The following is a 25,557-nucleotide window of genomic DNA, read 5'->3' as shown; positions in this document are numbered from 1 at the left end:
CAGCTTGAATCCATTCACCCATCCAACTCACTGATATCAGAGAAAAATCCATGAAATCGCATGCAAAGGTCGTGGTCGTTGGCGGCGGTGTCGTCGGGTGCTCCGTGCTGTTCCATCTCGCCCGCCACGGCTGGACCGATGTTGTCCTGCTGGAGCGCGACGAATTGACATCGGGCTCGACCTGGCACGCGGCCGGCGGCATGCACACCATCAATGGCGACCCCAACGTCGCCAAGCTGCAGAAATACACGATCAATCTCTACAAGGAGATCGAGGAGCTGTCCGGCCAGGCGACCGGCGTGCACCTGACCGGCGGCGTGCTACTGGCGGCGACCGAAGCGCGGCTCGACTGGCTGCGTGGCGTCGTAGCCAAGGGGCGTTATCTCGGTATCGAGCTTGAGGAAATCTCGCCCAGCGAAGCGGCCGAGCTGATGCCGCTGCTCGATCCCAAGCAGTTCGTCGGCGCCGTCAGAAACAAGGAGGACGGCCATCTCGATCCCTCCGGCGTCACCCATGCCTATGCCAAGGCCGCGCGGAAACTTGGGGCGGAAGTGGAGCGCTTCACAAAGGTCGAGGACATCGTGCGGCGTCCCGACGGGCTGTGGCGGGTCATCACCAACAAGGGGGAGGTGGTGGCCGAGCATGTCGTCAATGCCGGCGGGCTGTGGGCGCGCGAGGTCGGCCGCATGGTTGGTCTCGAACTGCCTGTGCTGGCCATGGAGCACATGTACCTGATCACCGAGGACATGCCGGAGGTCGCCGCCTGGAACGCCAAGACCGGCACCGAGATCATCCACGCGGTCGATTTCGACGGCGAGCTTTACCTGCGCCAGGAGCGCGGCGGCATGCTGATGGGCACCTATGAGAAGGCCAACAAGCCGTGGTCCGAATACCAGACGCCATGGAATTTCGGTCATGAATTGCTGGAGCCGGACATCGACCGCATCGCGCCGTCGCTGGAGGTCGGCTTCCGCCATTTCCCCGCCTTCCAGAACACCGGCATCAAGCAAATCATCAACGGCCCCTTCACTTTCGCCCCTGACGGCAACCCGCTGGTCGGGCCGGTGCGCGGCCTGCCGGGCTTCTGGGTCGCCTGCGGTGTCATGGCCGGTTTTTCGCAAGGCGGCGGCGTCGGCCTCGCTTTGTCGAACTGGATGATCGAGGGCGATCCCGGCGCCGATATCTGGGCGATGGATGTCGCGCGCTACGGCGACTGGGCGACGATGGCCTATACCAACGCCAAAGTGCGCGAGAATTATTCCAGGCGCTTTTCGATCCGCTTCCCCAATGAGGAGCTGCCCGCCGGGCGGCCGCTGAAGACGACACCGGTCTATGACCTGCTGTCGGCCAAGGGTGCGCAATGGGGCGTTGCCTATGGGCTGGAAGTGCCGCTGTGGTATGCGCCGGAAGGCGTCAAGGACGAATTCTCGTGGCGCCGTTCGAGCGACTTCACGCAGGTCGCCAAGGAGGTCGCGACGGTTCGGGACAGTGTCGGCCTGTCCGAGATTTCGAGCTTCGCCAAATACAAGGTGACGGGCGAGGAGGCGGCCGCCTGGCTCGACCGGATGCTGGCCTGCAAACTGCCGAAACCCGGCCGCATGACGCTGGCGCCGATGCTGAAGCAGGACGGCAGGCTGATCGGCGACTTCACGCTGGCCAATCTGGGGGAGGACGGCTGGTTCCTCGCCGGCTCCGGCATCGCCGAGCAATACCATATGCGCTGGTTCGAGAAGCACCTGCCCGACGATGGATCGGTCCGCATCGAGGCGCTGGGCGCGAAGCTCACCGGTCTGTCGGTCGCCGGCCCGAAGGCGCGGGATGTGCTGGCAAAGGCTACGCGCTCGGATGTCTCCAATGCGGCATTTTCCTTCATGGCCATTGGCCGGATGGATGTCGGCATGGCGCCGTGCCTGGTCGGCCGCGTGAGCTATACCGGCGATCTCGGCTACGAGATCTGGGTGGCGCCGGAATATCAGCGCGCCGCCTATCAAGCGCTGATGGCGGCGGGCGAGGAATTCGGCATCGGCCTGTTCGGCTCGCGCGCGCTCAATGCGCTGCGGCTGGACAAGAATTACGGCTCATGGGGGCGCGAGTACCGACCGATCTACGGGCCGCTGGAAGCGGGGCTCGACCGCTTCGTTGCCTACGGCAAGGACGCCGATTTCATTGGCAAGGCCGGGGCTCTGGCCGAGCGCAGGCAGGGCGGCAAATTGCGCCTGCGCGCCTTTATCGTCGATGCCGACGATGCCGATGTCATTGGCGATGAGCCGATCTGGTTCGATGGCGCGGTGCGCGGCTGGGTGACGTCGGGCGGCTATGCGCATCATTCGAAGAAATCCGTCGCCGTCGGCTATGTGCCGAAGGAGATCGCCGATGAGAGCGACGGCTTCGAAATCGAGCTGCTGGGCAAGCGCCATGCGGCGCGCATTCAGGCGGCGCCGCTTTTCGACGCCAATTTCGAACGGATGCGTGCTTGAAGCGCTTCGGCTTCGCCGATGCGCTTCAGATTCCTGTTGTGCATGTCGTTGTCCCAAGCCGCTGGGCACTTTTGGGCGACATGCACTAGAGCATTTCACCGTTTCACGGAAACGGCGATCTGCTCTAACTCTTTGTTTTAACGCAACTCTAGACGGAAAACCGCTTCACGCTTTTCCTAGAATTGCTCTAGGCCCGCATCCTCTTTCCGGCGTCAGACGCTGCGACGGTTGTCCAGCGCGAAGGCACCGGCGCCGGCAAACACCAGATAGAGGAAGATGAAGCAGAACGAGATCGCCGAATCGCCGCCGTTGTTGACGGGGAAGAAGTCGCGCGGCATGTGCGCCATGAAATAGGCGATCGCCATTTCGCCGGCCAGAAGGAAGGCTACGGGCCGCGTGAACAGGCCGAGCGCCAGCAGGATGCCGCCAGCGAATTCGAGGATGGCGGCGGTCATGGTCAGCCCGGAAAGGGCATGGGGATCGGCGCTGACGGGGAAGTTGAACAGTTTCTGGCTGCCATGCTCGATGAACTGCAGCGCGGTCATGATGCGCAACACGCCGAGCGCCTGCGGCTGGTATCTGGAGAGGCTTTCGAAAAGCTTCATAATGACTCCATTTTTCAATCCGCCCGGCCATAGATTATCACCCAGGAATGGACCATTCACTTCCCACGGCCTGCCGTCAACAATCGGTGATTGGAATGTTCCCCAATTGACCTTTCATATTTTTCCCGCAAGGGTTGCATTCCTATCGTTATGGTTGTATGGTGCGGACACTCTAGAAATGTGGGTTCCCTTTGCCATGAAAAAAGCCGCCATCAGCCTCTTCGCAATCCTTGCAGGCACCAGCTTCGCCATGGCCGAGGACGCCGGCTGTGAGGCGTTCAAGTGGCCGGTGACGCGGGAGCAGACCCTGTTTGCCGCAGCACCGGCAACGCCGTCCGGAACGGCGCTGGCGGTCGGTGCGGCTGCGGACCTGGAGCTGGTGCCGGTAGAGAAAGCCGGTTTTGCGGTAGCGCCCGAACGTGCGCCGGCATCAGACACGTTTGGGGCCGTCGCCAGCGTGGAGGTGCCGTCCGAGGGAGCCATCCAGATAAGTCTCTCGGGCGAGGCCTGGATCGATGTCATCCAGGATGGCCAGGCCATCAAGTCGGCGGGCTATAGTGGCGTGAAAACATGCCCTGGCATCCGCAAGAGCGTGCGCTTCAAGCTTGCGCCCGGCCCGGCCACCGTCCAGTTCAGCGGCGCGAAAAAAGCTGAGCTGAAGGTCGCCGTGCTGGCGCCGGAATGAGACGGCGCCAGGCAGAGGGGTGGAGGCCTTCATCGGTGATCCGATGAAGGCCCGCGCTTTGTGTCAGCGGCGCCTTATCGCGGTCAGCGGACCGGCGCCATCAAGGCAAAGTGTGCGCCTTGCGGGTCTTGGCACTGCACGACCCAGCTGCCGCCGGGGACCTCCATCGGCCCCATCAGGATCTTGCCGCCACTATCGGTGACCCGTTTGGCCGCCGCGTCGATGGCCGCAACGTTGAAGTAGAATTGCCAGACCGGCACCGGGATCTGCTCCGGCTTGTTCATGATGCCGCCGCCGGATTCGGGGCCGGCCGTAAAGGTCTGGTAAGTGCCCATCGGGCCCATGTCGAAATCGCCGGCGTCGACCCAGGCGAACTGCTCGGAATAGAAATCGAACGCAGCTTTCCAGTCGCTCGTATAAAGCTCGTGCCAGCCGATGTGACCCGGCGTGCCGGCCGGCACAGGGGGTTGGTCAGGGCCGTTCGGCTGCAGGAGCATGAACGTCGCGCCTTGCGGATCGGCGACGACGGCAAAGCGGCCGACGCCTGGAATGTCGTCGGGCCGGCGATGAACGGTGCCGCCGGCTTTCTCCAGCGATGCCGTGGCAGCGTCGACATCCCTGGTGTGGATATAGCCAAGCCAGGCAGGCGGCATGCCCATCTTGGCGGCATCCTCGGGCAAGGTCATCAGGCCGCCGACGCCACGTTCGCCGACATTCATCACGACATAGCGCGGCATACCCGGCGCCACGTCGAAAGGCTGCGCCTTCCAGCCGACCACTTTGGGGTAGAACGCCTCGGCGGCGTCGAGATCTGATGTCATCAATTCGTACCAGAAGAAGGGCATCGGGGCTTTTGGCATTTTCGGTCTCCTCACCTTTCATGCGTGATCGTTGTCCATCATAGGACGATCCTCACGACGGAAATCCGACACCGCCCGGACAACAATGGGTGTGTGTGCCAAGCGTTCCCTGGTTGCGCCCCCAGCGGTTTTCGATTTCTCTGCGGTGATGAGGGGTTGTCGTCCATGCGCTTGATGTCGCTCACGCCCGAGCTTGTCGCACTGTGCCATCGGGAAGAGGCCGATCCCGGCCCGGACCCGAGCTGGACAGACATGAACGACGAGGACTTTCAAAGCCTTGCCTTGCGGCTGTCCAATGAAGCCGATGAGGGACCGTTATGGGTGTTCGCCTATGGGTCGCTGATCTGGAAGCCGGAATTCGAGTCGGTCGAGCAACAGCTCGCCACGGCCTTTGGCTGGCACCGGTCCTTCTGCCTCGACATGGTGCGGTGGCGCGGCAGCGCCGAGCAGCCTGGATTGATGATGGCGCTCGAGCGGGGCGGACGCTGCAACGGCGTGATCTATCGCTTGCCGGAGGGCGAGAAGCCGGCGCAGATCGAAAGGCTGCTGCGGCGCGAGATCAGCGACCACGAAAGCATCGAGACGGTCCGCTGGCTGCCGGTGCATACGCCGCAAGGTAAGCTGCGCGCGCTCGGTTTCTGGGTCGGCGTGAAGGGCAGGGGAACGTCGCTGAACCAGCCGCTGGACAGAGTGGCGAGCGTTCTGGCCAGAGCCTGCGGGCATATCGGATCCGGGGCCGAGTATCTCTACAACACGGTCAGCCACCTGGAAGCGTTCGGCATCCACGACCGCAATCTGTGGCGGCTGCAGGAATTGGTGGCGGAAGAGGTCAGGGATATCCATAGCCGTAAGCTTGAGACCGGCCATTCGCTCGCGCTGCAAACGCAACCGCCGCTGACAATAACATGAGTAAAAAAATCATGTTATTGTCGAGCCTTTTCAGTGACTTGCGCCGAAAATTGACCAATTGATAAAAAAATAAAACGTGCTAGCCTTCCTCAAAAGAAAACATGGGGAACTGACGATGCCAGAAGGCCAATTCAGGGAAGGCATTGCGGGCGGCAGGCTCTCGGCCGACCAGTATGCGGACAATTTTTCCGACCTGCACCCGCCGCTCGATCATCACGAAGCGTTGGTCGAATCCGATCGCTGCTATTTCTGCTACGACGCGCCGTGCATGAATGCATGCCCGACCTCGATCGACATTCCGCTGTTCATCCGCCAGATCTCGACCGGCAATCCGATCGGTTCGGCCAAGACCATCTTCGACCAGAACATATTGGGCGGCATGTGCGCCCGCGTCTGTCCGACCGAAACGCTGTGCGAAGAAGTCTGCGTGCGCGAGGTGGCGGAAGGCAAGCCGGTGCAGATCGGCCGCCTCCAGCGCTACGCCACCGATGTCGCCATGGGCGAGAACAAGCAGTTTTATCCGCGCGCCGAGCCGACCGGCAAGACGGTTGCCGTGGTCGGCGCCGGGCCGGCCGGCCTTGCCGCTGCGCACCGGCTCGCCCGCCACGGCCATGACGTGACCATCCTGGAGGCGCGCGCGAAGGCCGGCGGCCTCAACGAATACGGCATCGCCGCCTACAAGAGCGTCGACGATTTCGCCCAGGCCGAAGTCGACTACGTGACCGCGATCGGCGGTATCGACATCCAGAACGGCAAGGCGCTCGGCCGCGACTATCAGCTGTCGGATCTGATCCGCAATTACGACGCGGTGTTTCTTGGCATGGGCCTTGGCGGCGTCAATGCGCTGCGTGCCGATGGCGAGGACGCCGACGGCGTCATCAACGCCGTCGAGTTCATTGCCGAGCTGCGCCAGGCCAGCGACCTTTCCGGCTTGCCGGTTGGCCGTCGTGTCGTCGTCATCGGTGGCGGCATGACCGCCATCGACGCGGCCGTGCAGTCGAAGCTGCTCGGCGCCGAGGAGGTGACGATCTGCTACCGGCGCGGCCAGGAGCACATGAACGCTTCCGAATTCGAGCAGGATCTGGCGGCCGCCAACGGCGTCACCATCCGCCACTGGCTGCAGCCGAAGCGGGTGATCGCGGAAGGCGGCAAGGTTACCGCCGTCGAACTCGAATACACCGCCCTCAACGGCGACAGGCTTGCCGGCACCGGCGAGACACTGACGCTCGTTGCCGACCAGGTGTTCAAGGCGATTGGACAGAGTTTCGTGCCGGCAGCCCTCAACGGCAGCGGTGCGTCGATCGATCTCGAAGCTGGCCGCATCAAGGTCGACGCGGAAGGGCGTACGTCGCTCGACAGGGTCTGGGCCGGCGGTGACTGCATCTTCGGTGGCGACGATCTCACCGTCTCGGCGGTCGCGCAAGGCCGTGACGCGGCGGAGAGCATCAATCGGGCACTGACCTCGAACGGGAGGGCATGAGCATGGCAGACATCAGAAACAATTTCGTCGGCATCAAGTCGCCCAATCCGTTCTGGCTGGCCTCGGCGCCGCCGACCGACAAGGCCTACAACGTCATCCGCGCCTTCAAGGCCGGCTGGGGCGGCGTGGTGTGGAAGACGCTGGGCGAGGAAGGCCCACCGGTGGTCAACGTCAACGGCCCGCGCTATGGCGCGATCTGGGGCGCCGACCGCCGACTGCTCGGCCTCAACAACATCGAGTTGATCACCGACCGCGACCTGCAGGTCAATTTGCGCGAGATCAAGCAGGTCAAGAAGGACTGGCCCGACCGCGCCATCGTCGTCTCGCTGATGGTGCCTTGCGTCGAGGAAGCCTGGAAGGCGATCCTGCCGGTGGTCGAGGAGACCGAAGCCGACGGCATCGAGCTGAATTTCGGCTGTCCGCACGGCATGTCGGAACGCGGCATGGGTGCCGCTGTCGGCCAGGTGCCGGAATATATCGAAATGGTGGTGCGCTGGTGCAAGCAGAACACCCGCATGCCCGTCATCACCAAGCTGACGCCCAACATCACCGATGTGCGCAAGCCCGCGCGGGCGGCACATGCCGGCGGCACCGATGCGGTGTCGCTGATCAACACCATCAATTCAATCACCGGTGTCGACCTCGACAGTTTCGCGCCGCAGCCGACCATCGACGGCAAGGGCTCGCATGGCGGCTATTGCGGCCCGGCGGTGAAGCCGATCGCCATGAACATGGTGGCCGAGATCGCGCGCGATCCCGAAACCCGCGGCCTGCCGATTTCCGGCATCGGCGGCATCACCACCTGGCGTGACGCTGCCGAATTCATGGCGCTCGGCGCCGGCAATGTGCAGGTCTGCACGGCGGCGATGACGTACGGTTTCAAGATCGTGCAGGAGATGATCGCCGGCCTCGAAAACTGGATGGACGAGAAGGGCCACGCCTCGCTCAACGACATCGTCGGCCGCGCCACGCCCAATGTGACCGATTGGCAGTATCTCAACCTGAACTACGTCGCCAAGGCGCGTATCGACCAGGATGCCTGCATCAAATGCGGCCGCTGCCACATCGCCTGCGAGGACACTTCGCACCAGGCGATCACAAGTATGGTCGATGGCGTCAGGCACTTCGAGGTGATCGAGGCCGAATGCGTCGGCTGCAATCTCTGCGTCAATGTCTGCCCAGTCGAGAACTGCATCACCATGGAGCCGCTCGCAGCCGGCGTGATGGACCAGCGCACCGGCAGGCCGGTATCGCCCGTCTATGCCAACTGGACGACACACCCGAACAATCCGATGGCCAAGGTGGCTGCGGAGTAGGGGCACGCTCCGGTCCAAGTGCCGTGCTTGGCAGAACTTAGGTTCCTCGCCCCACGAAGTGGGGAGAGGTGGCCCGGCGAAGCCGGGACGGAGAGGGGCCTTCGGGGCGACTGGGAGCTAGCCGAGGCCCCTGATCGCGCTTTAACTTACTCGCGCCTTCTCCCTCACCGGTTTTGTCTTCACAAAGGTCGTCCCCCTCTCCGTCCCGGCTTCGCCGGGCCACCTCTCCCCCGCTTCGCGGGGTGCGAGGAACCCACGTCTTGTGAAGCTATCGCCAACATGTGGAATTCGCATTTTCCTATTGCAGATAATAATTATCCACGATAGTATGTATCCATGATAAAGGAGCCGATCCAATGAAGCTGGGCGAGGGCGTCGAAGCGGCCATCCATTGCGCTGCCACGCTGGCGAGTGTGGAGGGGAACAGCACCATGCCGGGCGCTGCTCTGGCTGAGGCGTTTGGCCTGTCGCCTAGCTATCTGTTGAAGCATCTCAACATGCTGAGCGCCGCGCGTATCCTCGAATCGGTGCCCGGGCCTGCCGGTGGCTATCGGCTGGCGCGGCCGGCCGAGCGCATCACGCTGCTCGACATCGTGCTGGCCGTCGAGGGTCGCGAGCCGGCCTTCCGATGCGGCGAGATCCGCCAGCGCGGTCCGGTGAAACTCGATGCGTCGGCCTATGTGAAACCCTGCGGCATCAACGCCGCGATGCTGAAGGCCGAGCGCGCCTATCGCGCCGCGCTCGCCGAGACCAAACTGTCCGATATCGTGGCCACCTATGCGGCAGAAGGCGATCCCAGGTCGCTTGCTGCGAGCTGCGCCTTCGTCGAGCGCCACCAGCGGCCGCAGAAATCCAGTTAACCCCGCAGACCCAAACCCAAAGCAGACATGAAAGGACATCAAGATGAAACAGAGGCTGCAATTTTTCGCCAAGGCGCCGGAGATCATGAAGGCTGTGTCGGCGCTCAACAAGGCGGTGGACGAATGCGGACTCGAGGTGAGCCTGCTGCACCTGATCAAGCTCAGGGCGTCGCAGATCAACGGCTGCTCCTATTGCGTCGAAATGCATAGCCGCGAGGCGAGGCGCGACGGCGAGACCGAGCAGCGGCTCTATCTGGTTTCGGCCTGGAAGGAATCGCCGCTGTTTTCCCTGCGCGAACGCGCCGCCCTTGCCTGGACCGAGGCCGTCACCCTGATCGCCAACAATGGCGTGCCGGACGAACTTTATGCAAAGACGCTCGAGCATTTCTCGGAAGAGGAACTGGTCAAGCTGTCCGTTGCGCTCGGCATGATAAACACCTGGAACCGGCTGTGCATCCCGTTCCAGGCCATTCACCCGATGCCGGCGGCCAAGGCCGCCTGATTGTCCGGTTATGTTGGGAGCGCCGTCGAAAGGCGGCGCTCCACTTTCCAAGGGAGCGTTTGATGCCTGCCGATTTGCCTTCGACCTTGTTGTTTCTCGCTCGCCTGTTGCTCGGCGGCGCCTTCGTCTTCGCCGGCCTGCGCAACATCCAGAACGCGGCCTTCCTGACCCAGATGATGGCTGCGCGCGGCGTGCCGCAGGCAAGATTGGCGCTGCGGCTCGGCATCGTGCTTCAGATCGCCGCCGGCGTGCTGGTCATCGCAGGATTGTGGACGGCACTCGCGGCCGCGGTGCTGCTGGTGTTCCTCATCGTCGCCACGCCGATGTTCCACAATTTCTGGGACCATCAGGGTCCGGACCGTGCGTCCCGCATCAATGGCTTCGTCGGCAATGTCGCCCTGAGCGGTGGCTTTCTGACCCTGATCGCGCAATCCGTTTGACGCACAGTTGCATGCCGACTGCGGCCTCTGGTGCCGACGGCTCGACCATAAAATCGGAACCAATCGAGGCGTTGACGCATTTCACACCTGCATGCCCAGCATCCAGGATGGAATATGAAAATCGCCCATGTCGCGCCGCTTTATGAATCGGTGCCGCCAAGGCTCTATGGCGGCACCGAGCGTATTGTCTCGTATCTAACCGAAGCGCTGGTCGATCTTGGCCACGAGGTGACGCTGTTCGCCAGTGGCGACAGCCAGACTTCCGCGACGCTGGTACCCAGCCGGGAACGCGCGCTGCGCCTCGATCCGCGTCCGCTCAAATCCGAGATCGCGGCGCATCTTTCGATGCTTTCGCAGGTGAGGGACCGGGCGCCGGAGTTCGATGTCATCCACTTCCACCTCAGCCACTTCCTGCACTTTTCCTTCTTCGAGGATCTCGCCGACCGCACGGTGACGACGCCGCATGGCAGGCTGGACTATGTCGACCTGGCGCCGGCCTATGAACGGTTCCCGCGCTTTCCCCTGATTTCCATTTCGCATAGCCAGAAGGCGGGCCTTGCCAAGGCCAACTGGCTGGCGACGATCCATCACGGACTGCCGACCGCTCTCTACGAACCGACGTTCGAGACGACGGTGGAAGAACCCTACCTTGCCTTCCTCGGCCGGTTCTCACGCGACAAGCGCCCGGATCGCGCCATTGAGATCGCCTTGCGGTCGGGGCTGAGGCTGAAGCTTGCGGCAAAGATCGGCGACGACGATCGCGCCTATTTCCACGAGGTGGTCGAACCGTTGATCGACGGCGATCGCGTCGTCTATGTCGGTGAGATCGAGGAGGACCAGAAGGCGGAATTTCTCGGCAAGGCGGCTGGCCTGCTGTTCCCGATCGATTGGCCGGAGCCGTTCGGGCTCGCTGCCATCGAGGCCATGGCCTGCGGCACGCCGGTGATCGCCTGGAATTGCGGTGCGCTGCCCGAGATCATCGATCAAGGCGTGACCGGTTTTATCGCTGACACAATGGACGGAGCAGTCGCCGCGGTGCCTGATTTGCTGCAGCTCGATAGGCGCAAGGTGAGGGCCGTTTTCGAAAAGCGCTTTTCCGCCCGAAGAATGGCCGGTGACTATCTGGCCGCCTATGCGCACCTCATCGGCATCCCGAGCGCCGCGAAGGCGTCTTGAGCGGCGACGTGCTCGAGCCACGACAACGAAACAACAGGGATCTTTGACGAATGGCCCAACTCGATGAGCGCCAGCTCGATCCTGCGGTTGCGCTTGCATCGCTCGACGCCACCGCCCCTCGCGAGCCGCATCGGTTGTTTGCGCTCAAGCAGGGCGATTGCTTTGCGGTTGCCGACGCCTATGGCGACATACGCGGAGCCGGCGACGGTTTCTTTCGCGACGACACACGGGTTCTTTCCGAGTTCCGGCTGACCGTCGGCGGCAGGCAGACATCGCTGCTCGGCGCCTCGCTCAGCCAGGACAATGTGCTGTTCACCACCAATTTGACCAATCTGCCGATACAGAGCGCTGGTGGACGCGACATCCCGCAGGGAGCCATTCACATCGAACGCGTCAGGCTGCTTTGGCAGGACAGGCTGTTTGAACGCATCACCCTTTCCAATTACAGCCGGGAACACTCGACGATCAGCGTTTCCCTGCACTATTCCGCCGATTTCCGCGACATGTTCGAAGTGCGTGGCTCGACACGGCTGAAGCGCGGGCTGGCCCATGCCGCCGAAACAGACGCGACGTCGGTCCTGCTGCGCTATGACGGGCTCGATGGCCTGGCCCGTCTCTCGGCGATATCGTTCTCGCAGGCGCCGGACCAACTGAGTGCCAATCGTGCCGATTTCCTGATCGCCGTGACCAAGCGCAGCAGGAAGGTGCTCTATGTCGAGGTCGGTCCCGAGGTGGCCGACAAGCCCGACCGCGACCGGTTCCGCGCCGCTGCCGCACGCGCCCGCTTTGGCATGCGGGCCAAACGTCGTCATGGCGCGACGGTGCGCAGCTCGGGCCGTGTCTTCAACGACTGGGTCGAGCGCGCCCGCGCCGATGTCGCGCTGCTGACCACCGAACTGGCGACCGGCCCCTATCCCTATGCCGGCATCCCCTGGTTCTCGACGGCGTTCGGTCGTGACGGCGTCATCTCGGCACTGCAGATGCTGTGGCTCAATCCGGGCCTGGCGCGGGGCGTGTTGGCCTTTCTGGCCCAGCACCAGGCGACCGAGACATCGCCGTTCAGCGATTCGCAGCCGGGCAAGATCATGCACGAGACCCGCAAGGGCGAAATGGTGGCGCTGCGTGAGCTTCCCTTCGGCCGCTACTACGGTGGCGTCGATACGACACCGCTCTACATCTACCTTGCTTGCGCCTACGCCGATCGGACCGGTGACATGGCGTTCATCGATGGACTTTGGCCGTCGCTGTGCGCGGCGGCCGAATGGACGGAGGAGGCGGGCCGGGAGACCGGATTCGTGACTTACCAGCGAGCGGCCGAGTCCGGCCTCGCAAACCAGGGATGGAAGGACAGTTTCGATTCGGTCTTCCATGCCGATGGCCGCATTCCCAAGGGCCCGATCGCCCTGGTCGAAGTGCAGGGCTATGTCTTTGCCGCCTTCCGCGGGCTGGCCAAGCTTGCCCGCCGCCGTGGCGAGGACGACAAAGCCGATCACTGGGAGGACCGCGCCGAGGCGATGCGGGTGGCGGTGGAACGCGATTTCTGGCTTGATGATCTCGGCTTCTATGCGCTGGCGATCGACGGTGCCGGCGAGCCCTGCAAGGTGCGGACCTCGAATGCCGGGCATCTGCTCTTTGTCGGATTGCCTGAGCCGGCGCGGGCCCAGATGGTCGCCGACCAGCTGCTTTCCGCCTCCTTCCATTCCGGCTGGGGACTGCGGACGCTTGCCGACGATGCCGTGTTCTTCAATCCGATGTCGTACCACAATGGTTCGATCTGGCCGCACGACACCGCCCTGTGCGGTGCCGGCCTAGCGCGTTATGGCGAGCGTGAAAGCGTGGTTCGCCTGATGAGCGGAACATTCGAATCCGCGGTCCATTTCAACATGCGGCTGCCCGAACTGTTCTGCGGTTTTACCCGCGCGCCGGGCGAAGCACCCATCGCCTATCCCGTCGCCTGCCTGCCGCAAGCGTGGTCGGCCGGCTCCGCTTTCATGCTGATGCAGGCCTGCCTTGGCCTGGAGATCGACGGCTGGGAGGGTGAGATTCGCGTTGGCCGTCCCAGGCTGCCAATCGGCATCGACACGCTGACACTGCGGCACCTGGGAGTCGGCGACCGGGTCGTCGATCTCACCTTCCAGCGCGTCGGCGACCGGGTCGTCGCTTTCCTTGCCGATCGCCATGAGGGGCTGGTGCCGCTCATCGTAAGGACATGATCTGGACAAAATTGGCGGAACCGATCCGAGCTTTGTGCGTTGCAAAAACAAAGGTCCGAACGCCGACCACGTGGTCGGCGGACCATTTCAAATAGGAAACACGAACAAACGGTCGCCGACGGCCGGGGTGAGTTGACGTTCAATGACAAACTACGGTGCGGACCTGCTCTGGGTTCTGATCTTCGCGAGCCTCGGTTTTTCCGCTCTTGCCGTTTTCCTTTCCATATCGCGGCACCGTCGCCGCCATCCTCCCGCGGTCGCACATACGGCAGGGGAAGATGTGGCCGCGGAAGCCGCGCGCAAGGTCATACGGGAGTTCGAAAAGAATGGCCAATCGGCTGATGCCGCGCTGGTGACGTGGTCGCCCGAAACATTGCGCAAGATCCTGGCCGACGATCTGCCCGATGCGCAGGTCATCGTGGTGTCCAATCGCGAGCCGTACATCCACAATGTAAAAGACGACGGTGTCGAACTGCTCGTCCCGGCAAGCGGGCTGGTGTCGGCGCTCGAGCCGATCACCCGCGCCTGTGCCGGAACCTGGATCGCCTATGGCGGCGGGACGGCGGACCGCCTCACCGTCGACGACCATGACCGTGTGCAGGTGCCGCCTGGCAATCCGTCCTATACGTTGCGCCGGGTCTGGCTGACGGAGGAAGAGCACCAGGGCTATTATCTCGGTTTCGCCAATGAGGGCCTTTGGCCGCTTTGCCATATCGCCTTCACCCGGCCGATTTTTCGCGCCTCCGACTGGGCTGCCTATGAAGCCGTCAACCGGAAGTTTGCCGATACGGTGGTTGCCGAGGCCCGCAACGAGCGGCCGATCGTGCTGGTCCAGGATTACCATTTCGCGCTGCTGCCGCGCATGATCCGCGAGCGCCTGCCGGAGGCGATCGTCATCACTTTCTGGCACATCCCGTGGCCGAATTCGGAAGTGTACAGCATCTGTCCCTGGCGTGAACGCATCCTCGAGGGGCTGCTCGGCAGTTCGATCATCGGCTTCCACACCCAGTTCCATGCCAACAATTTCACCGAAAGCGTCGATCGCTTCCTGGAAAGCCGTATCGAGCGGGCCGATGCGGCCATCTCCTACGGCGGACGGACCACATTGGTGCACGCCTATCCGATCTCGATCGAATGGCCGGCGGACTTGCTGGCGAAACTTCCTGCTGTCGACGATTGCCGCGCTCGCATGCGCGAGAGGTTCGGCCTTAAAGCGGATGTGAAGCTGGCCGTTGGGGTCGAGCGCCTCGATTACACCAAGGGCATTCTTGATCGGTTTCACGCTTTGAACGAATTGTTCAAGCGACAGCCTGAATGGATCGGAAAACTGGTCTTCCTGCAGGTCGCGGCACCCAGCCGCGGCACGCTGCCGGCCTACAAATTGCTCCATGACGAGTGCCACCGTTATGCCGAAGAGCTCAACCGGCGTTATGGCAGCGAGGGTTACAGGCCGGTGATCATGGTGGCCGAACATCATTCGCAGGACCAGGTGTACGAGATCTATCGGGCCGCCGACATATGCATGGTCACCAGCCTGCATGACGGCATGAACCTCGTCGCAAAGGAATTCGTCGCCGCGCGCGACGACGAGCAGGGCGTTTTGATGCTCAGCACATTCGCCGGCGCCTCGCGCGAATTGCTGGAGGCGCTGATCGTCAACCCTTACGATGCCGCCATGATGAGCGGAGCGCTGTTGCAGGCACTGACCATGTCGCCCGAAGAACAGCGCGAGCGCATGCGCCCCATGCGCGAGACGATCCGCAACAACAACGTCTATCGCTGGGCCGGCAGCATGCTTCTGGATGCGGCGCGTTTGCGCAAGCGCGGAGACCTCGATCGGGTAACCGGTGCCATCGGCGACCCGCCGCCCAGAGTCGACAATGTCGTCTCCATCTTTGAGCGCAGACGGATGGCGATGTCATGAGCGATGCGCTGCAGAAGATGGTTGGCGAGACCCTGCAAAAGCCGCCGGCCGTCATGGAGAAACCGCAGCCTGTGCTGGCCGGCGAATGGGCATTGTTTCTCGACATTGATGGCACGCTGCTGGAACATGCCGAGCACCCGGACGCCGTCTCGGTCAGCGACGAGCTTCGCTCCTTGCTGCAAGGCCTGGACCGCAAGCTGAACGGGGCGGTGGCGTTCATCACGGGCCGGTCCGTTGCGGCCGTCGACCATCTGTTTCAGCCTTTGAAACTGCGCGCCGCCGGGCTCTATGGATTGGAGCACCGGCTTCTGCCGGGCGACGACGTCGAAGTCGCGGACGAGCCGGCGGATATCGCGGCCCTTGCCGACGAGATCGAGGCCGAGCTCGGTCGTGGGGCCTATATCGAGCGCAAAGGGCGGGTGCTGGCCATCCACACGCGCGCCGCCCCGCATCTGCTTCCCCGCGCGACGCAGCTTGTCGAGCAGGCGCTGGCCAGCCTGCCAAAGGGCTACCGGGTGGTTCCCGGCAATGCCGGCGTGGAATTGCTGCCGCTGGAGGCCGCCAAGGGCGCCGCGATCCGGCGTTTCATGGAGATTGCGCCATTCGCAGGTCGCCGCCCGGTCTTCCTGGGCGACGACACGTCGGATGAAAACGGCTTCGAAACCGTCAATGACGCCGGCGGCATATCGATCCGGGTCAAGCCCCCGGCGCAAACCACCGCGCGGTACGGGCTGGCCGGCGTCGCCGAGACGCTGGCCTGGCTGAGAGGTCAACTTTAGGTCCAACTGACGCAACCGCGATCGCGCGTCCTGGAAAGGACAAGGAAAGGAACGGTTTCGATGGGACGCTTTGCACAATTGGTTCGAGAGATCACTCCGAACTGGCTGCACTCTCGCTCCTCCCGCCATGAGATTGCCGACGTTTCACCGTCCGACGCGGATTTCAGCTGGCAAGAAGCGATCGACAACAAGATGTATGGGGCGGATACATCCGACTACTCCCATGTTCCGGCAAAGCCTCTTTCGGCAAAACCGGCAGGCGACAGGCCGGCGGACGAGAACGACCACGTTCCAAAGAAGGCCAATTGACGCTCCTGTCCTACGCCGCAAATCGCAGGCCGCCGTCGCAGGTCAGCACCTGGCCGGTCATGAAGCCGTTGGAGACGAGGAAGGCGATTGCGTCGGCCACGTCTTCGGCCCGGCCGACGCGGCCGACCGGGGTCTTGCCGGCATAGTCGGCAAAGATCGTTTGCTTCTGATCCTCGGCCAGAAAATCCCACCAGGGCGTGTCGATGACGCCGGGCGCCACGACATTGACGCGGAGCGGTTTCAGTTCCAGGGCCAGGATCGGCACCACGGTCAACAGCATGCCGTTGATGGCAGCGATACCGGCGACGCCGGGCGTCGCGAGCTGCGCCGAGACCGCGGAGATGAAGGTCACCGATCCGGCCTTGTTCAGCGTCGGCAGGGCCGCCTGCAGGCAGGACAGCTGTGGGCGAACCTTTTCCTCGACGCCACTGCCGATGTCGCTGAGGTCAAGTGTCGGGAAGGGGCCAAGGCCCCTGCCGCCGCTGGCCGCCAGCACCAGATGGTCGAAAGGACCGAGGCTCTCGAAGAACTGGCGGACCTCATCCGGCTTCGCGGCGTCGAAAGCAGCCTTCCCGGCAGCCCCGCCAAGGCTTTTCCAAGCGCTCTTCAGTTTCTCCTCGTTGCGCCCGGTGATGGTCACCTTCATGCCCGAGCCAAGCAGCTTGCGCGCTGTCGCCAGGCCGATGCCGGACGAGCCGCCGATGATGACGGTGTGTTCGATTGTCTTGGTCATGAATGGTCTTCCTTCGATGTGGGTGAGGCCGTACCGATGAGATCAAGGCTCAAGGCTCGCAGCTGTTGCCTTGCCTTGGCGTCATAGGCCTGAGCGTCGGCACGGGATTCCTGCAGGCCATCGAAATAGAGGCCGCCTTTTCCGTCGAGCGCGGTCGAAGTGGCGAGGTTGAGGATAGCGTCGGCGCCGGTCTCGACCGAGCTCCACGGCGTTACGCCTGCCTGCCGGACCATGGTGGTGTTCATGTAGCTCGCCGGGTGGCAGCGCGTTGACGGTGACGCCGGTGCCTTTCAACTGCTCGGCCAAATCGACGGTGAACAGGATTTGCGCCAGCTTGCTCTGGCAATAGGCACGCACGCCGTCATAGGAGCGGGTCAGCATGACATCGCTGAAATCGATCGCCTGCTGCCCCGCAGAGGCGACATTGACGATGCGGGCCGGCATGCTCGCCTTCAGCAATGGCAAAAGCTCGCTGGTGAGCAGGAAACCGGCGAGATAATTGACGGCGAAGCGCAGCTCATAGCCGTCGGCGCTGACCTGCCTTTTGGCGCCCTGGCCTGCCGTGCCGATGCCGGCATTGTTGATGAGGATGTCGAGCCGGTCCGTCCTGGCGCGCACCGCCTCGGCTAGGCGGCGCACTTCGGCCAGCGAAGAGAGGTCGGCGACCAGAAGCTCCGCCTTGCCGCCGGCGGCTTCGATCTCGGTGACAACAGCCTTGCCGCGCGTTGCATCGCGGCCATGCACCAGCACACGGGCGCCCGCGGCGCCGAGCCGTTGCGCGACGACGCGGCCGACTCTATCGGTCGAGCCGGTGATGAGGATTGTCTTGTCTTTGAGTTCCATGTTCAGAGCCTCCGTTCTGTTGCTCTGAACGGAAGATGGGGCAGTTGGCGCGGGCCAAACAGTTCAAACTTTATCCTGGTATCAATACTGCTATAATACGTGCATGGAGTCCCAACCCCACGCGGCCCCCACACATTCGGCTGAAGACAGCCGCCGGCGCGAACTCGGCGCCTTCCTGCGCTCGCGCCGCGAAAGGCTGACGCCCTCGGCCACCGGCATCGCCGCTGGTCTCAGGCGGCGTACGCCCGGCTTGCGGCGCGAGGAGGTGGCGATGATCGCCGGTGTCGGCACGACCTGGTACACATGGCTGGAGCAGGGGCGGGAGGTCAGGCCCTCGGTCGAGGTGCTGACGGCACTTGCCGAAGCACTGCGCCTCGACGCGGCCGAAAAACAGCATCTGTTCATCCTCGCTAACCGCCAGCAGCCTGAGCGCCGTGCCGTGGCGCCGGAAAAGGTCGATGGCCCCTTGCTGCACATGCTGCAGAGCCTGGTGCTGCAGCCGGCCTATGTGGTCGGGCGGCGCTGGGACGTGCTGGCCTGGAACCCGGCGGCGGTGGCGGTGTTCGGCGACTATGGCCTGCTGGAAGGGGATGCCCGCAACATCGTCCACATGGTGTTCACGAGCCCGCACCACCGGCGCCTGCTGGTCGACTGGGAGCAACTGGCGCGCACCGTGCTGGCCTCGTTTCGGGCGGCGAGCGCCCGCTATGTCGGCGATCCGGATTTCGAGCGGCTGATCGAGTTGATGACGCGTTCGAGCCCCGAATTTCGTGCCTGGTGGCCGCAGCGCGACGTCGCGCACCGATTGTCGGGGGTGAAGCATGTCCGGCACCCGAGCGCGGGCGCCATGACCTTCGAGCATATGAGCCTGTCGATCGGCGACGGCTCGGACATGAAGCTGATCGTCTACACGCCGCTCGCCGAGCAGAATTCGATCGCCAAGCTGCAGGCATTGCTGGACGCCTTGCCGGCCGAGCGGCGCAGAGCCTGAGGCGTCAGGTCTTCGGCTTGAGCCCATCAAGAAACAGTTGTTCCAGGAAGCGGGCCGCATCCTCGAAGCGGCCGTCGCCGCCGCGGTTCGGTCCGAGCACGGCGCGGACCTGGACGTCGAAATCGGCATAATGCTGCGTCGTCGCCCAGATCGAGAAGATCAGGTGCCACGGATCGGTCTTGGCGATCTTGCCGGCGCGCATCCAGCCCTTGATGACGGTCGCCTTCTCGTCGACCAGCGTCTTCAACTCTCCGGCCAGCAGCGGCATAATGCGCGGCGCGCCTTGCAGGATCTCGTTGGCGAACAGCCGGCTCTCGCGCGGAAAATCGCGCGCCATCTCCAGCTTGCGCCTGATGTAGCTGCGCAATTCGGTGAGGGGATCGCCAATGTCATCGAGTTCGCGCAGCGGCGCCAGCCAGGTGTCGAGCAGGCGCTGCATCAGCGTTTCGTGGATGTCCTCCTTGCGGCGGAAATAATAGAGCAGGTTCGGCTTCGACATGCCGGCGGCTTCGGCGATCTGGTCGATGGTCGAGCCGCGAAAGCCGTTGGTCGAGAAGACCTCAAGCGCCGCCTCCAGGATGAGTTCGCGCTTTTCCTGCTGGATGCGGGTGCGGCGAGGGGCGTCCGTGCCGATGGTCACCGTTGCAAGCCCTCGTGTTGCCAAACCTGGGATTCAAGGTCATCTGGACCAATTCTCTGGACCAGTTTTTCCCTAGCCTGTGGAACGCACTTCAGGTGCCGCATTTCCGCTAGTAATCCTTGACCGCCGACAGGGCGGTGCTAACGTTTGTCCAATCGGTCAAAAATTTGCGTAGCATGAAAACGCGGCAAAGACCAAGCGTTGGGCGCAGCGAAACAGTTTACAAGGGGAAGTCCTGGTCATGTCCAACCGGCTGAAAGTCACGCCGAACGATCTCAGCGCATTCTGGATGCCGTTCACGGCAAACCGGCAGTTCAAGCAGGCGCCGCGCATGATGGTGTCGGCCAAGGACATGCATTACACGACCAGCGACGGCCGCAAGGTTCTCGACGGCACCGCCGGCCTGTGGTGCGTCAATGCCGGCCACTGCCGGCCGAAGATCACCGAGGCGATCCAGCACCAGGCCGCCGAGCTCGACTATGCGCCCGCCTTCCAGATGGGCCATCCGATCGTCTTCGAACTGGCCAACCGCCTGGTCGACCTGGCGCCCAAGGGCATGGACCATGTCTTCTTCACCAATTCCGGCTCGGAATCGGTCGAGACGGCGCTCAAGATGGCGATCGCCTACCATCGTGTGAAGGGCGAGGGCTCGCGCACCCGGCTGATCGGCCGCGAGCGCGGCTATCACGGCGTCAATTTCGGCGGCATCTCGGTCGGCGGCATCGTCACCAACCGCAAGATGTTCGGCACGCTGCTCGGCGGCGTCGACCATATGCCGCACACGCATCTGCCGGAAAAGAACGCCTTCACCAAGGGCGTCCCGGAGTATGGCGCGGAACTTGCCAACGAACTGGAGCGCATCGTCGCCCTGCATGACGCTTCGACCATCGCCGCCGTCATCGTCGAACCGGTCGCAGGCTCCACCGGCGTCATCCTGCCGCCGAAGGGCTATCTCGAGAAGCTGCGTGAAATCTGCACCAAGCACGGCATCCTGTTGATCTTCGACGAGGTCATCACCGGTTTCGGCCGTCTCGGCAAGCCTTTCGCCGCCGATTATTTCGGTGTGACGCCCGACATCATGACCACCGCCAAGGGCGTCTCCAACGGCGTCGTCCCCATGGGCGCGGTGTTTGTGAAGAAGGAGATCCACGACGCCTTCATGACCGGCCCCGAGCACATGATCGAGTTCTTCCACGGCTACACCTATTCGGGCAACCCGATCGCCTGCGCGGCCGCACTCGGCACGCTCGACACCTACAAGGAAGAGGGCCTGCTGACCCGTGGCGAGGAACTGGCGCCGTACTGGGAAGACGCGCTGCATTCGCTGAAGGGGGAGCCGAACGTCATCGATATCAGGAACATCGGCCTGATCGGTGCGATCGAGCTGGCGCCGATCGCCGGTCAGCCGACCAAACGGGCCTTCTCGGCCTTCGTCAAGGCGTTCGAGCGCGGCGCGCTGATCCGCACCACCGGCGACATCATCGCGCTGTCGCCGCCGCTGATCATCACCAAGGGCCAGATCAACGAATTGATCGACCATGTGCGCGAAGTGCTGAGGTCCATCGATTGACGGACTGACACGGATATCCCTCGCCCTGGAGGAGAGGGTCGCCGCGAAGCGGTCGGGTGGGGTCGGTGCGGCAGCGCGCCGACCTGATCTTTGCTGCAACGAACGGTTACAGTCAGGCGGGCAACGCGCCGATCCCGGTCAGGATCACCCGCTTGATATTTTCCTTGGCTTCCCGCCATTGCCGGTCGGACAGCGGCTTGCCGCCATTGAGCGTCTCGATCTGGTGACCGAAATCGGCGTAGTGCTGGGTCGTGGCCCAAAGCATATAGAGCAGATGGCGCGGATCCACCGGATCCATCTTGGCTTCCTCGATCCAGCGCCTGATGATCTCGACGCGGCCGTCGGTCCATTCGCGCAGCGTCGATTCCATATAGTCCTGAAGCACCGGCGCCCCGTGCATCACTTCAGAGGCCCAGACCTTCGAGCCGTCAGGATGGCGGCGTGATATTTCCATCTTGGCGTCGATATAGGCACTGATGCCGTCTATGGGGCCGCGCGCCGCGTCGAAGCAATTGGCCGCCTGTAGCCAGATTTCAAAGATGTTTTGAACGACCGACCGGTAAAGCTCTTCCTTGGTGGCGAAATAGTAGTGGAGATTTGCCTTTGGCAGTCCCGCCAGATCCGCGATCAACTGCATCGTGGCGCCGCCGAACCCCGCCTCCGCAAACACCTTCTCGGCAGCGACGAGAATGGTTTTTTCATTCTCTCGTCGGATCTCCTGTCGCCGCATGGGGCGGGTGGGTTCTGCCATGTCTACCCCAAGATTCTAGTTGACCGCTTGGTCAGGTTGTGTAGTTTAAAAGCTGACCATACGGTCAAGCTGTAAATCACTCAAGGGGCGACAAGACCCCTGGTGTAGATGGGAACTCGAGATGGCCGCACCCGGCGAAAATCTGCGAATCAATTCAGACCGTTTGTGGGATTCCATCATGGAGATGGCGAAGATCGGCCCCGGCGTCGCCGGCGGCAACAATCGCCAGACCGTGACCGACGAGGACGGCGAAGGGCGGCATCTTTTCAAGCGCTGGTGCGATGCGGCCGGGCTCGAAATGGGCGTCGATGAAATGGGCACCATGTTTGCCCGCCGCGAAGGCACAGACCCCAGCCTGCCGCCGGTCTATGTCGGCAGCCATCTCGATACGCAGCCGACCGGCGGCAAGTATGACGGCGTGCTCGGCGTGCTGGGCGGGCTTGAAGTGGTGCGCTCGCTCAATGATCTCGGCATCAAGACCAAACATCCGATCGTCGTCACCAACTGGACGAACGAGGAGGGCTCGCGCTTTGCGCCGGCGATGATGGCGTCCGGCGTGTTTGCCGGCGTGCTTGACCAAGCCGATGTGTACGGGCATGTCGACAAGCAGGGCAAGAAATTCGGTGAGGAGCTCGAGCGTATCGGTTGGAAAGGCAGCGAGAAGGTAGGCGATCGCAAGATCCACGCCTTCTTCGAACTGCACATCGAACAGGGTCCGATCCTCGAGGACGAAGATATCGACATCGGTGTCGTCACCCATGGCCAGGGCCTTAAATGGCTGCAGGTGACGCTGACCGGCAAGGAAGCCCATACCGGCTCGACGCCGATGCCCAAGCGCCGCAATGCCGGGCTCGGCATGGCGCGGGTGATCGAACTGGTGCACGAGATCGCCATGGACTACCAGCCCGATGCCGTCGGCGCGGTCGGCCACATGGAGGTCTATCCCAATTCGCGCAACATCATCGCCGGGCGCACCGTCTTCACCGTCGACATCCGCTCGCCGGAAAAGGAAGTGCTGGACGCGATGGATGGCCGCATCCGCGAAGGCATCGACACGATCTGCGATGCACTCGACATCCGCTACGAGATCGAACAGGTCGGCGCTTTCGATCCGGTGACCTTCGATGCCGGCTGCGTCAAGGCGATCCGTGATGCCGCCGAACGTCTTGGCTATTCGCATCGCAACATCGTCTCCGGCGCCGGCCACGACGCCTGCTGGATCAACCGCGTCGCGCCCACCGCCATGGTGATGTGCCCCTGCGTCGATGGCCTCAGCCACAACGAGGCCGAGGAGATCACCAAGGAATGGGCTTCGGCGGGTGCCGATGTCTTGTTCCACGCGGTGGTGGAGACGGCTGTCATCGTGGAGTGAGTTATGGAGGATAAAAACGATCTGGATTTTGATGCTCTAGTCGCATTCATTCGCAAAGAAATCGACGAATACGACTATCCAGCGCTCATGAAGGATCGGACTGATTTGGTGGGTGTGCCGTTAGCCGAAGACGTCGTCATAGCTGACCTTGCTCGATTCCGCGCAGCATTGGTGAAGCCCTACTGGATCGACGTTGATCGCCGCGACACCCTCGCGGATATGGAAAGCGAGACACCGGTTGTCGAGAGATGCACAGTGGTGACAGACGATCGCGACGGTTACCTTTTGGCCTACGAACCTCAGAAGCAAGAATTTCTTCTGGTTTATCGAACGGGAGAGAGCTGTGTGTCGATTGGCGTCCGAGGTGATGCGGTCGGTTGTTATCTGGCGATGTGAAGATTGATACGGCAGCGATCAGAAGAAGTCGCGCCGGTTAGAACAAGGGAACAAGAAAATGACCAAAGTCATCAAGAACGGCACCATCGTCACCGCTGACCGCACGTGGAAGGCCGATGTGCTGATGCAGCACGGCAAGATCGTCGCCATCGGTTCGGACCTGCATGGCGACCATGAGTTCGATGCCACCGGCTGCTACATCATGCCGGGCGGCATCGACCCGCACACCCATCTCGAAATGCCGTTCATGGGCACCTATTCGGCCGATGATTTCGAATCCGGCACCCGCGCCGCGCTCTCCGGCGGCACCACCATGGTGGTCGATTTCTGCCTGCCGGCGCCACAGCAGTCGCTGCTCGAAGCCTTGCAGATGTGGGACAACAAGACCTCGAAAGCGTCCTGCGACTACTCCTTCCACATGGCGATCACCTGGTGGGGCAAGCAGGTGTTCGACGAGATGGCCACTGTCGTCGACAAGGGCATCACCTCGTTCAAGCATTTCATGGCCTACAAGGGCGCGCTGATGGTCGATGACGACGAGATGTATGCGTCGTTCCAGCGTTGCGCCGATCTCGGCGCGCTGCCGCTGGTGCATGCCGAGAATGGCGATGTCGTTGCCGCCTTGTCGCAGAAGCTGCTGGCTGCCGGCAACAACGGCCCCGAGGGCCACGCCTATTCGCGGCCACCCGAAGTGGAAGGCGAGGCGACCAACCGCGCCATCATGATCGCCGACATAGCGGGCGTGCCGCTCTATGTCGTGCATGTCTCCTGCGAGCAGAGCCACGAGGCGATCCGCCGGGCGCGGCAGAAGGGCATGCGGGTGTTCGGCGAACCGCTGATCCAGCACCTGACGCTGGACGAGAGCGAGTATTTCGACAAGGACTGGGATCATGCGGCGCGCCGCGTGATGAGCCCGCCCTTCCGCAACAAACTGCACCAGGACTCGCTGTGGGCCGGCCTGCAGGCGGGCTCGCTTCAGGTGGTGGCGACCGATCATTGCGCTTTCACGACCAAGCAGAAGCGCAACGGCGTCGGCGATTTCACCAAGATCCCGAACGGCACCGGCGGGCTTGAAGACCGCATGCCGGTGCTGTGGACCACCGGCGTCAACACCGGCCGGCTGACGATGAACGAGTTCGTCGCGGTGACCTCGACCAACATCGCCAAGATCCTCAACATGTATCCGAAGAAGGGCGCCATCGTAGAGGGCGCCGACGCCGACATCGTCGTCTGGGATCCGAAGCGGAAGAAGAAGATCACCTCGAAGAAGCAGCAGTCGGTGATCGACTACAACGTCTTCGAAGGCTTCGAGGTGACCGGTCTGCCGCGGTTCGTGTTCTCGCGCGGCGAACTGTCGATCCAGGAGGCCGAAATCAAGGCCGAGCCCGGGCATGGAGAATTCGTCGGCCGCGAGCCGAATGCGGCGGTCAACCGGGCGCTGTCGACGTGGAAGGAAATCTCCGCACCGCGCAAGGTGGAACGCACCGGCATCCCGGCGACCGGGGTTTGAGCTTGCGAGGCTCGAAGAACTCCAAGAAACGGATGATTGCCGACAAACACGGCGCCGCCTTTGGGGATGTGTCGCAGTGCCGATAATTGCCGAACTCGGCGCCGCCCCTCATCCGCCTGCCGGCACCTTCTCCCCGTATAGTGACGGGGAGAAGGGAGATGAACGCAACCTCGCCGCCCTTTTTGGTAACGTCGGAGATTGGCGAAATCCTCCGCG

At 62.9% G+C, this 25,557-nt stretch carries 23 protein-coding genes and 1 pseudogene; 18 read left to right on the top strand and 6 right to left on the bottom strand.

Annotated features, from left to right (window positions below):
• Nucleotides 1-50: 50 nt before the first annotated feature.
• Nucleotides 51-2,477, top strand: a complete 2,427-nt coding sequence (locus MESCI2_RS0101545; protein ID WP_027035009.1) for a GcvT family protein — start codon at nucleotides 51-53, stop codon at nucleotides 2,475-2,477.
• 212 nt (nucleotides 2,478-2,689) lie between these two features.
• Here the strand turns inward: MESCI2_RS0101545 and MESCI2_RS0101535 are convergent, their stop codons facing one another.
• The gene (locus MESCI2_RS0101535; protein ID WP_027035008.1) at nucleotides 2,690-3,082 is read right to left on the bottom strand and encodes a DoxX family protein; all 393 of its coding nucleotides are present in this window, start codon (nucleotides 3,080-3,082) and stop codon (nucleotides 2,690-2,692) included.
• A gap of 196 nt (nucleotides 3,083-3,278) precedes the next feature.
• On the opposite strand from MESCI2_RS0101535, the gene MESCI2_RS0101530 reads away from it, so the two are divergent.
• Nucleotides 3,279-3,767 (top strand): hypothetical protein, encoded by a 489-nt coding sequence (locus MESCI2_RS0101530; protein ID WP_027035007.1) that lies wholly within the window; start codon nucleotides 3,279-3,281, stop codon nucleotides 3,765-3,767.
• 83 nt (nucleotides 3,768-3,850) lie between these two features.
• Here the strand turns inward: MESCI2_RS0101530 and MESCI2_RS0101525 are convergent, their stop codons facing one another.
• Nucleotides 3,851-4,627 (bottom strand): VOC family protein, encoded by a 777-nt coding sequence (locus MESCI2_RS0101525; RefSeq protein WP_027035006.1) that lies wholly within the window; start codon nucleotides 4,625-4,627, stop codon nucleotides 3,851-3,853.
• A gap of 165 nt (nucleotides 4,628-4,792) precedes the next feature.
• Between MESCI2_RS0101525 and MESCI2_RS0101520 the strand changes: the two genes are divergently transcribed.
• The 11 genes from MESCI2_RS0101520 (at nucleotide 4,793) to MESCI2_RS0101470 (ending at nucleotide 16,535) form a co-directional block, all read left to right on the top strand.
• Nucleotides 4,793-5,536, top strand: coding sequence for a gamma-glutamylcyclotransferase (locus MESCI2_RS0101520; protein ID WP_027035005.1), 744 nt, complete (start codon nucleotides 4,793-4,795; stop codon nucleotides 5,534-5,536).
• Between the two features lie 115 nt (nucleotides 5,537-5,651).
• Nucleotides 5,652-7,016: an NAD(P)-dependent oxidoreductase gene (locus MESCI2_RS0101515; protein WP_027035004.1), complete on the top strand. Its 1,365-nt coding sequence runs from the start codon at nucleotides 5,652-5,654 to the stop codon at nucleotides 7,014-7,016.
• A gap of 2 nt (nucleotides 7,017-7,018) precedes the next feature.
• Complete coding sequence (gene preA, locus MESCI2_RS0101510; protein WP_027035003.1) at nucleotides 7,019-8,332, top strand: NAD-dependent dihydropyrimidine dehydrogenase subunit PreA; 1,314 nt, start codon at nucleotides 7,019-7,021, stop codon at nucleotides 8,330-8,332.
• A 356-nt stretch (nucleotides 8,333-8,688) separates the two neighbouring features.
• A complete protein-coding gene (locus tag MESCI2_RS0101505; RefSeq protein ID WP_024501511.1) occupies nucleotides 8,689-9,192 on the top strand; it encodes an RrF2 family transcriptional regulator in 504 nt (167 codons plus the stop codon).
• 43 nt (nucleotides 9,193-9,235) lie between these two features.
• Complete coding sequence (locus tag MESCI2_RS0101500; RefSeq protein ID WP_027035002.1) at nucleotides 9,236-9,694, top strand: carboxymuconolactone decarboxylase family protein; 459 nt, start codon at nucleotides 9,236-9,238, stop codon at nucleotides 9,692-9,694.
• A 62-nt stretch (nucleotides 9,695-9,756) separates the two neighbouring features.
• Nucleotides 9,757-10,134 carry a DoxX family protein gene (locus MESCI2_RS0101495; RefSeq protein WP_027035001.1) on the top strand — a complete coding sequence of 126 codons (378 nt, stop codon included), beginning with the start codon at nucleotides 9,757-9,759 and terminating at the stop codon, nucleotides 10,132-10,134.
• A gap of 114 nt (nucleotides 10,135-10,248) precedes the next feature.
• Nucleotides 10,249-11,310: a glycosyltransferase family 4 protein gene (locus MESCI2_RS0101490; RefSeq protein ID WP_027035000.1), complete on the top strand. Its 1,062-nt coding sequence runs from the start codon at nucleotides 10,249-10,251 to the stop codon at nucleotides 11,308-11,310.
• Nucleotides 11,311-11,360: 50 nt separating this feature from the next.
• Entirely contained in the window at nucleotides 11,361-13,523 is a 2,163-nt protein-coding gene (locus MESCI2_RS0101485) for an amylo-alpha-1,6-glucosidase (protein ID WP_027034999.1), read from the top strand.
• 142 nt (nucleotides 13,524-13,665) lie between these two features.
• On the top strand, nucleotides 13,666-15,447 hold the full coding sequence (locus tag MESCI2_RS0101480; RefSeq protein ID WP_027034998.1) for an alpha,alpha-trehalose-phosphate synthase (UDP-forming): 1,782 nt from the start codon (nucleotides 13,666-13,668) through the stop codon (nucleotides 15,445-15,447).
• The gene (gene otsB, locus MESCI2_RS0101475) at nucleotides 15,444-16,226 is read left to right on the top strand and encodes a trehalose-phosphatase (protein WP_081738556.1); all 783 of its coding nucleotides are present in this window, start codon (nucleotides 15,444-15,446) and stop codon (nucleotides 16,224-16,226) included. The genes MESCI2_RS0101480 and otsB overlap by 4 nt, the downstream gene beginning before the upstream one ends.
• Nucleotides 16,227-16,286: 60 nt before the next feature.
• Nucleotides 16,287-16,535, top strand: coding sequence for a hypothetical protein (locus tag MESCI2_RS0101470; protein ID WP_027034996.1), 249 nt, complete (start codon nucleotides 16,287-16,289; stop codon nucleotides 16,533-16,535).
• A gap of 10 nt (nucleotides 16,536-16,545) precedes the next feature.
• Here the strand turns inward: MESCI2_RS0101470 and MESCI2_RS0101465 are convergent, their stop codons facing one another.
• A complete protein-coding gene (locus MESCI2_RS0101465) occupies nucleotides 16,546-17,268 on the bottom strand; it encodes an SDR family oxidoreductase (RefSeq protein WP_027034995.1) in 723 nt (240 codons plus the stop codon).
• Nucleotides 17,265-18,111: pseudogene (locus tag MESCI2_RS01000000134050) on the bottom strand (SDR family NAD(P)-dependent oxidoreductase). Before MESCI2_RS01000000134050 ends, MESCI2_RS0101465 begins: the two are co-directional and overlap by 4 nt.
• A 103-nt stretch (nucleotides 18,112-18,214) precedes the next feature.
• Here MESCI2_RS01000000134050 and MESCI2_RS0101455 point away from each other — a divergent pair.
• The gene (locus MESCI2_RS0101455) at nucleotides 18,215-19,102 is read left to right on the top strand and encodes a helix-turn-helix transcriptional regulator (RefSeq protein WP_027034994.1); all 888 of its coding nucleotides are present in this window, start codon (nucleotides 18,215-18,217) and stop codon (nucleotides 19,100-19,102) included.
• Between the two features lie 4 nt (nucleotides 19,103-19,106).
• On the opposite strand, the gene MESCI2_RS0101450 is transcribed toward MESCI2_RS0101455, so the two are convergent.
• Nucleotides 19,107-19,742, bottom strand: a complete 636-nt coding sequence (locus MESCI2_RS0101450) for a TetR family transcriptional regulator C-terminal domain-containing protein (RefSeq protein WP_027034993.1) — start codon at nucleotides 19,740-19,742, stop codon at nucleotides 19,107-19,109.
• Between the two features lie 241 nt (nucleotides 19,743-19,983).
• On the opposite strand from MESCI2_RS0101450, the gene MESCI2_RS0101445 reads away from it, so the two are divergent.
• The gene (locus tag MESCI2_RS0101445) at nucleotides 19,984-21,312 is read left to right on the top strand and encodes an aspartate aminotransferase family protein (RefSeq protein ID WP_027034992.1); all 1,329 of its coding nucleotides are present in this window, start codon (nucleotides 19,984-19,986) and stop codon (nucleotides 21,310-21,312) included.
• Between the two features lie 112 nt (nucleotides 21,313-21,424).
• Here the strand turns inward: MESCI2_RS0101445 and MESCI2_RS0101440 are convergent, their stop codons facing one another.
• A complete protein-coding gene (locus MESCI2_RS0101440; protein ID WP_013530908.1) occupies nucleotides 21,425-22,063 on the bottom strand; it encodes a TetR/AcrR family transcriptional regulator in 639 nt (212 codons plus the stop codon).
• A gap of 121 nt (nucleotides 22,064-22,184) precedes the next feature.
• On the opposite strand from MESCI2_RS0101440, the gene MESCI2_RS0101435 reads away from it, so the two are divergent.
• From MESCI2_RS0101435 to hydA, 3 genes are read left to right on the top strand one after another with little or no spacing between them, the layout of a single operon-like run.
• Nucleotides 22,185-23,435: a Zn-dependent hydrolase gene (locus tag MESCI2_RS0101435; RefSeq protein WP_027034991.1), complete on the top strand. Its 1,251-nt coding sequence runs from the start codon at nucleotides 22,185-22,187 to the stop codon at nucleotides 23,433-23,435.
• 3 nt (nucleotides 23,436-23,438) lie between these two features.
• On the top strand, nucleotides 23,439-23,831 hold the full coding sequence (locus tag MESCI2_RS0101430) for a hypothetical protein (RefSeq protein WP_027034990.1): 393 nt from the start codon (nucleotides 23,439-23,441) through the stop codon (nucleotides 23,829-23,831).
• A gap of 58 nt (nucleotides 23,832-23,889) precedes the next feature.
• Nucleotides 23,890-25,341 (top strand): dihydropyrimidinase, encoded by a 1,452-nt coding sequence (hydA, locus tag MESCI2_RS0101425; protein ID WP_027034989.1) that lies wholly within the window; start codon nucleotides 23,890-23,892, stop codon nucleotides 25,339-25,341.
• The last annotated feature ends 216 nt before the right edge of the window (nucleotides 25,342-25,557 follow it).

The sequence above is a fragment of the Mesorhizobium ciceri WSM4083 genome (assembly GCF_000519305.1).
In the GTDB taxonomy this organism is placed as follows: domain Bacteria; phylum Pseudomonadota; class Alphaproteobacteria; order Rhizobiales; family Rhizobiaceae; genus Mesorhizobium; species Mesorhizobium ciceri_B.
Note: the sequence above shows the minus strand (reverse complement) of the source record. Positions and strands in the feature narration are given on the sequence as shown.

What these genes read in the sequence shown, in the direction of transcription:
- MESCI2_RS0101545 (WP_027035009.1), top strand. Translation starts at nt 51, where the DNA reads ATGAAATCGCATGCAAAGGTCGTGGTCGTTGGCGGCGGTGTCGTCGGG.
- MESCI2_RS0101535 (WP_027035008.1), bottom strand. Translation starts at nt 3,082, where the DNA reads ATGAAGCTTTTCGAAAGCCTCTCCAGATACCAGCCGCAGGCGCTCGGC.
- MESCI2_RS0101530 (WP_027035007.1), top strand. Translation starts at nt 3,279, where the DNA reads ATGAAAAAAGCCGCCATCAGCCTCTTCGCAATCCTTGCAGGCACCAGC.
- MESCI2_RS0101525 (WP_027035006.1), bottom strand. Translation starts at nt 4,627, where the DNA reads ATGCCAAAAGCCCCGATGCCCTTCTTCTGGTACGAATTGATGACATCA.
- MESCI2_RS0101520 (WP_027035005.1), top strand. Translation starts at nt 4,793, where the DNA reads ATGCGCTTGATGTCGCTCACGCCCGAGCTTGTCGCACTGTGCCATCGG.
- MESCI2_RS0101515 (WP_027035004.1), top strand. Translation starts at nt 5,652, where the DNA reads ATGCCAGAAGGCCAATTCAGGGAAGGCATTGCGGGCGGCAGGCTCTCG.
- preA (WP_027035003.1), top strand. Translation starts at nt 7,019, where the DNA reads ATGGCAGACATCAGAAACAATTTCGTCGGCATCAAGTCGCCCAATCCG.
- MESCI2_RS0101505 (WP_024501511.1), top strand. Translation starts at nt 8,689, where the DNA reads ATGAAGCTGGGCGAGGGCGTCGAAGCGGCCATCCATTGCGCTGCCACG.
- MESCI2_RS0101500 (WP_027035002.1), top strand. Translation starts at nt 9,236, where the DNA reads ATGAAACAGAGGCTGCAATTTTTCGCCAAGGCGCCGGAGATCATGAAG.
- MESCI2_RS0101495 (WP_027035001.1), top strand. Translation starts at nt 9,757, where the DNA reads ATGCCTGCCGATTTGCCTTCGACCTTGTTGTTTCTCGCTCGCCTGTTG.
- MESCI2_RS0101490 (WP_027035000.1), top strand. Translation starts at nt 10,249, where the DNA reads ATGAAAATCGCCCATGTCGCGCCGCTTTATGAATCGGTGCCGCCAAGG.
- MESCI2_RS0101485 (WP_027034999.1), top strand. Translation starts at nt 11,361, where the DNA reads ATGGCCCAACTCGATGAGCGCCAGCTCGATCCTGCGGTTGCGCTTGCA.
- MESCI2_RS0101480 (WP_027034998.1), top strand. Translation starts at nt 13,666, where the DNA reads ATGACAAACTACGGTGCGGACCTGCTCTGGGTTCTGATCTTCGCGAGC.
- otsB (WP_081738556.1), top strand. Translation starts at nt 15,444, where the DNA reads ATGAGCGATGCGCTGCAGAAGATGGTTGGCGAGACCCTGCAAAAGCCG.
- MESCI2_RS0101470 (WP_027034996.1), top strand. Translation starts at nt 16,287, where the DNA reads ATGGGACGCTTTGCACAATTGGTTCGAGAGATCACTCCGAACTGGCTG.
- MESCI2_RS0101465 (WP_027034995.1), bottom strand. Translation starts at nt 17,268, where the DNA reads ATGACCAAGACAATCGAACACACCGTCATCATCGGCGGCTCGTCCGGC.
- MESCI2_RS0101455 (WP_027034994.1), top strand. Translation starts at nt 18,215, where the DNA reads ATGGAGTCCCAACCCCACGCGGCCCCCACACATTCGGCTGAAGACAGC.
- MESCI2_RS0101445 (WP_027034992.1), top strand. Translation starts at nt 19,984, where the DNA reads ATGTCCAACCGGCTGAAAGTCACGCCGAACGATCTCAGCGCATTCTGG.
- MESCI2_RS0101440 (WP_013530908.1), bottom strand. Translation starts at nt 22,063, where the DNA reads ATGGCAGAACCCACCCGCCCCATGCGGCGACAGGAGATCCGACGAGAG.
- MESCI2_RS0101435 (WP_027034991.1), top strand. Translation starts at nt 22,185, where the DNA reads ATGGCCGCACCCGGCGAAAATCTGCGAATCAATTCAGACCGTTTGTGG.
- MESCI2_RS0101430 (WP_027034990.1), top strand. Translation starts at nt 23,439, where the DNA reads ATGGAGGATAAAAACGATCTGGATTTTGATGCTCTAGTCGCATTCATT.
- hydA (WP_027034989.1), top strand. Translation starts at nt 23,890, where the DNA reads ATGACCAAAGTCATCAAGAACGGCACCATCGTCACCGCTGACCGCACG.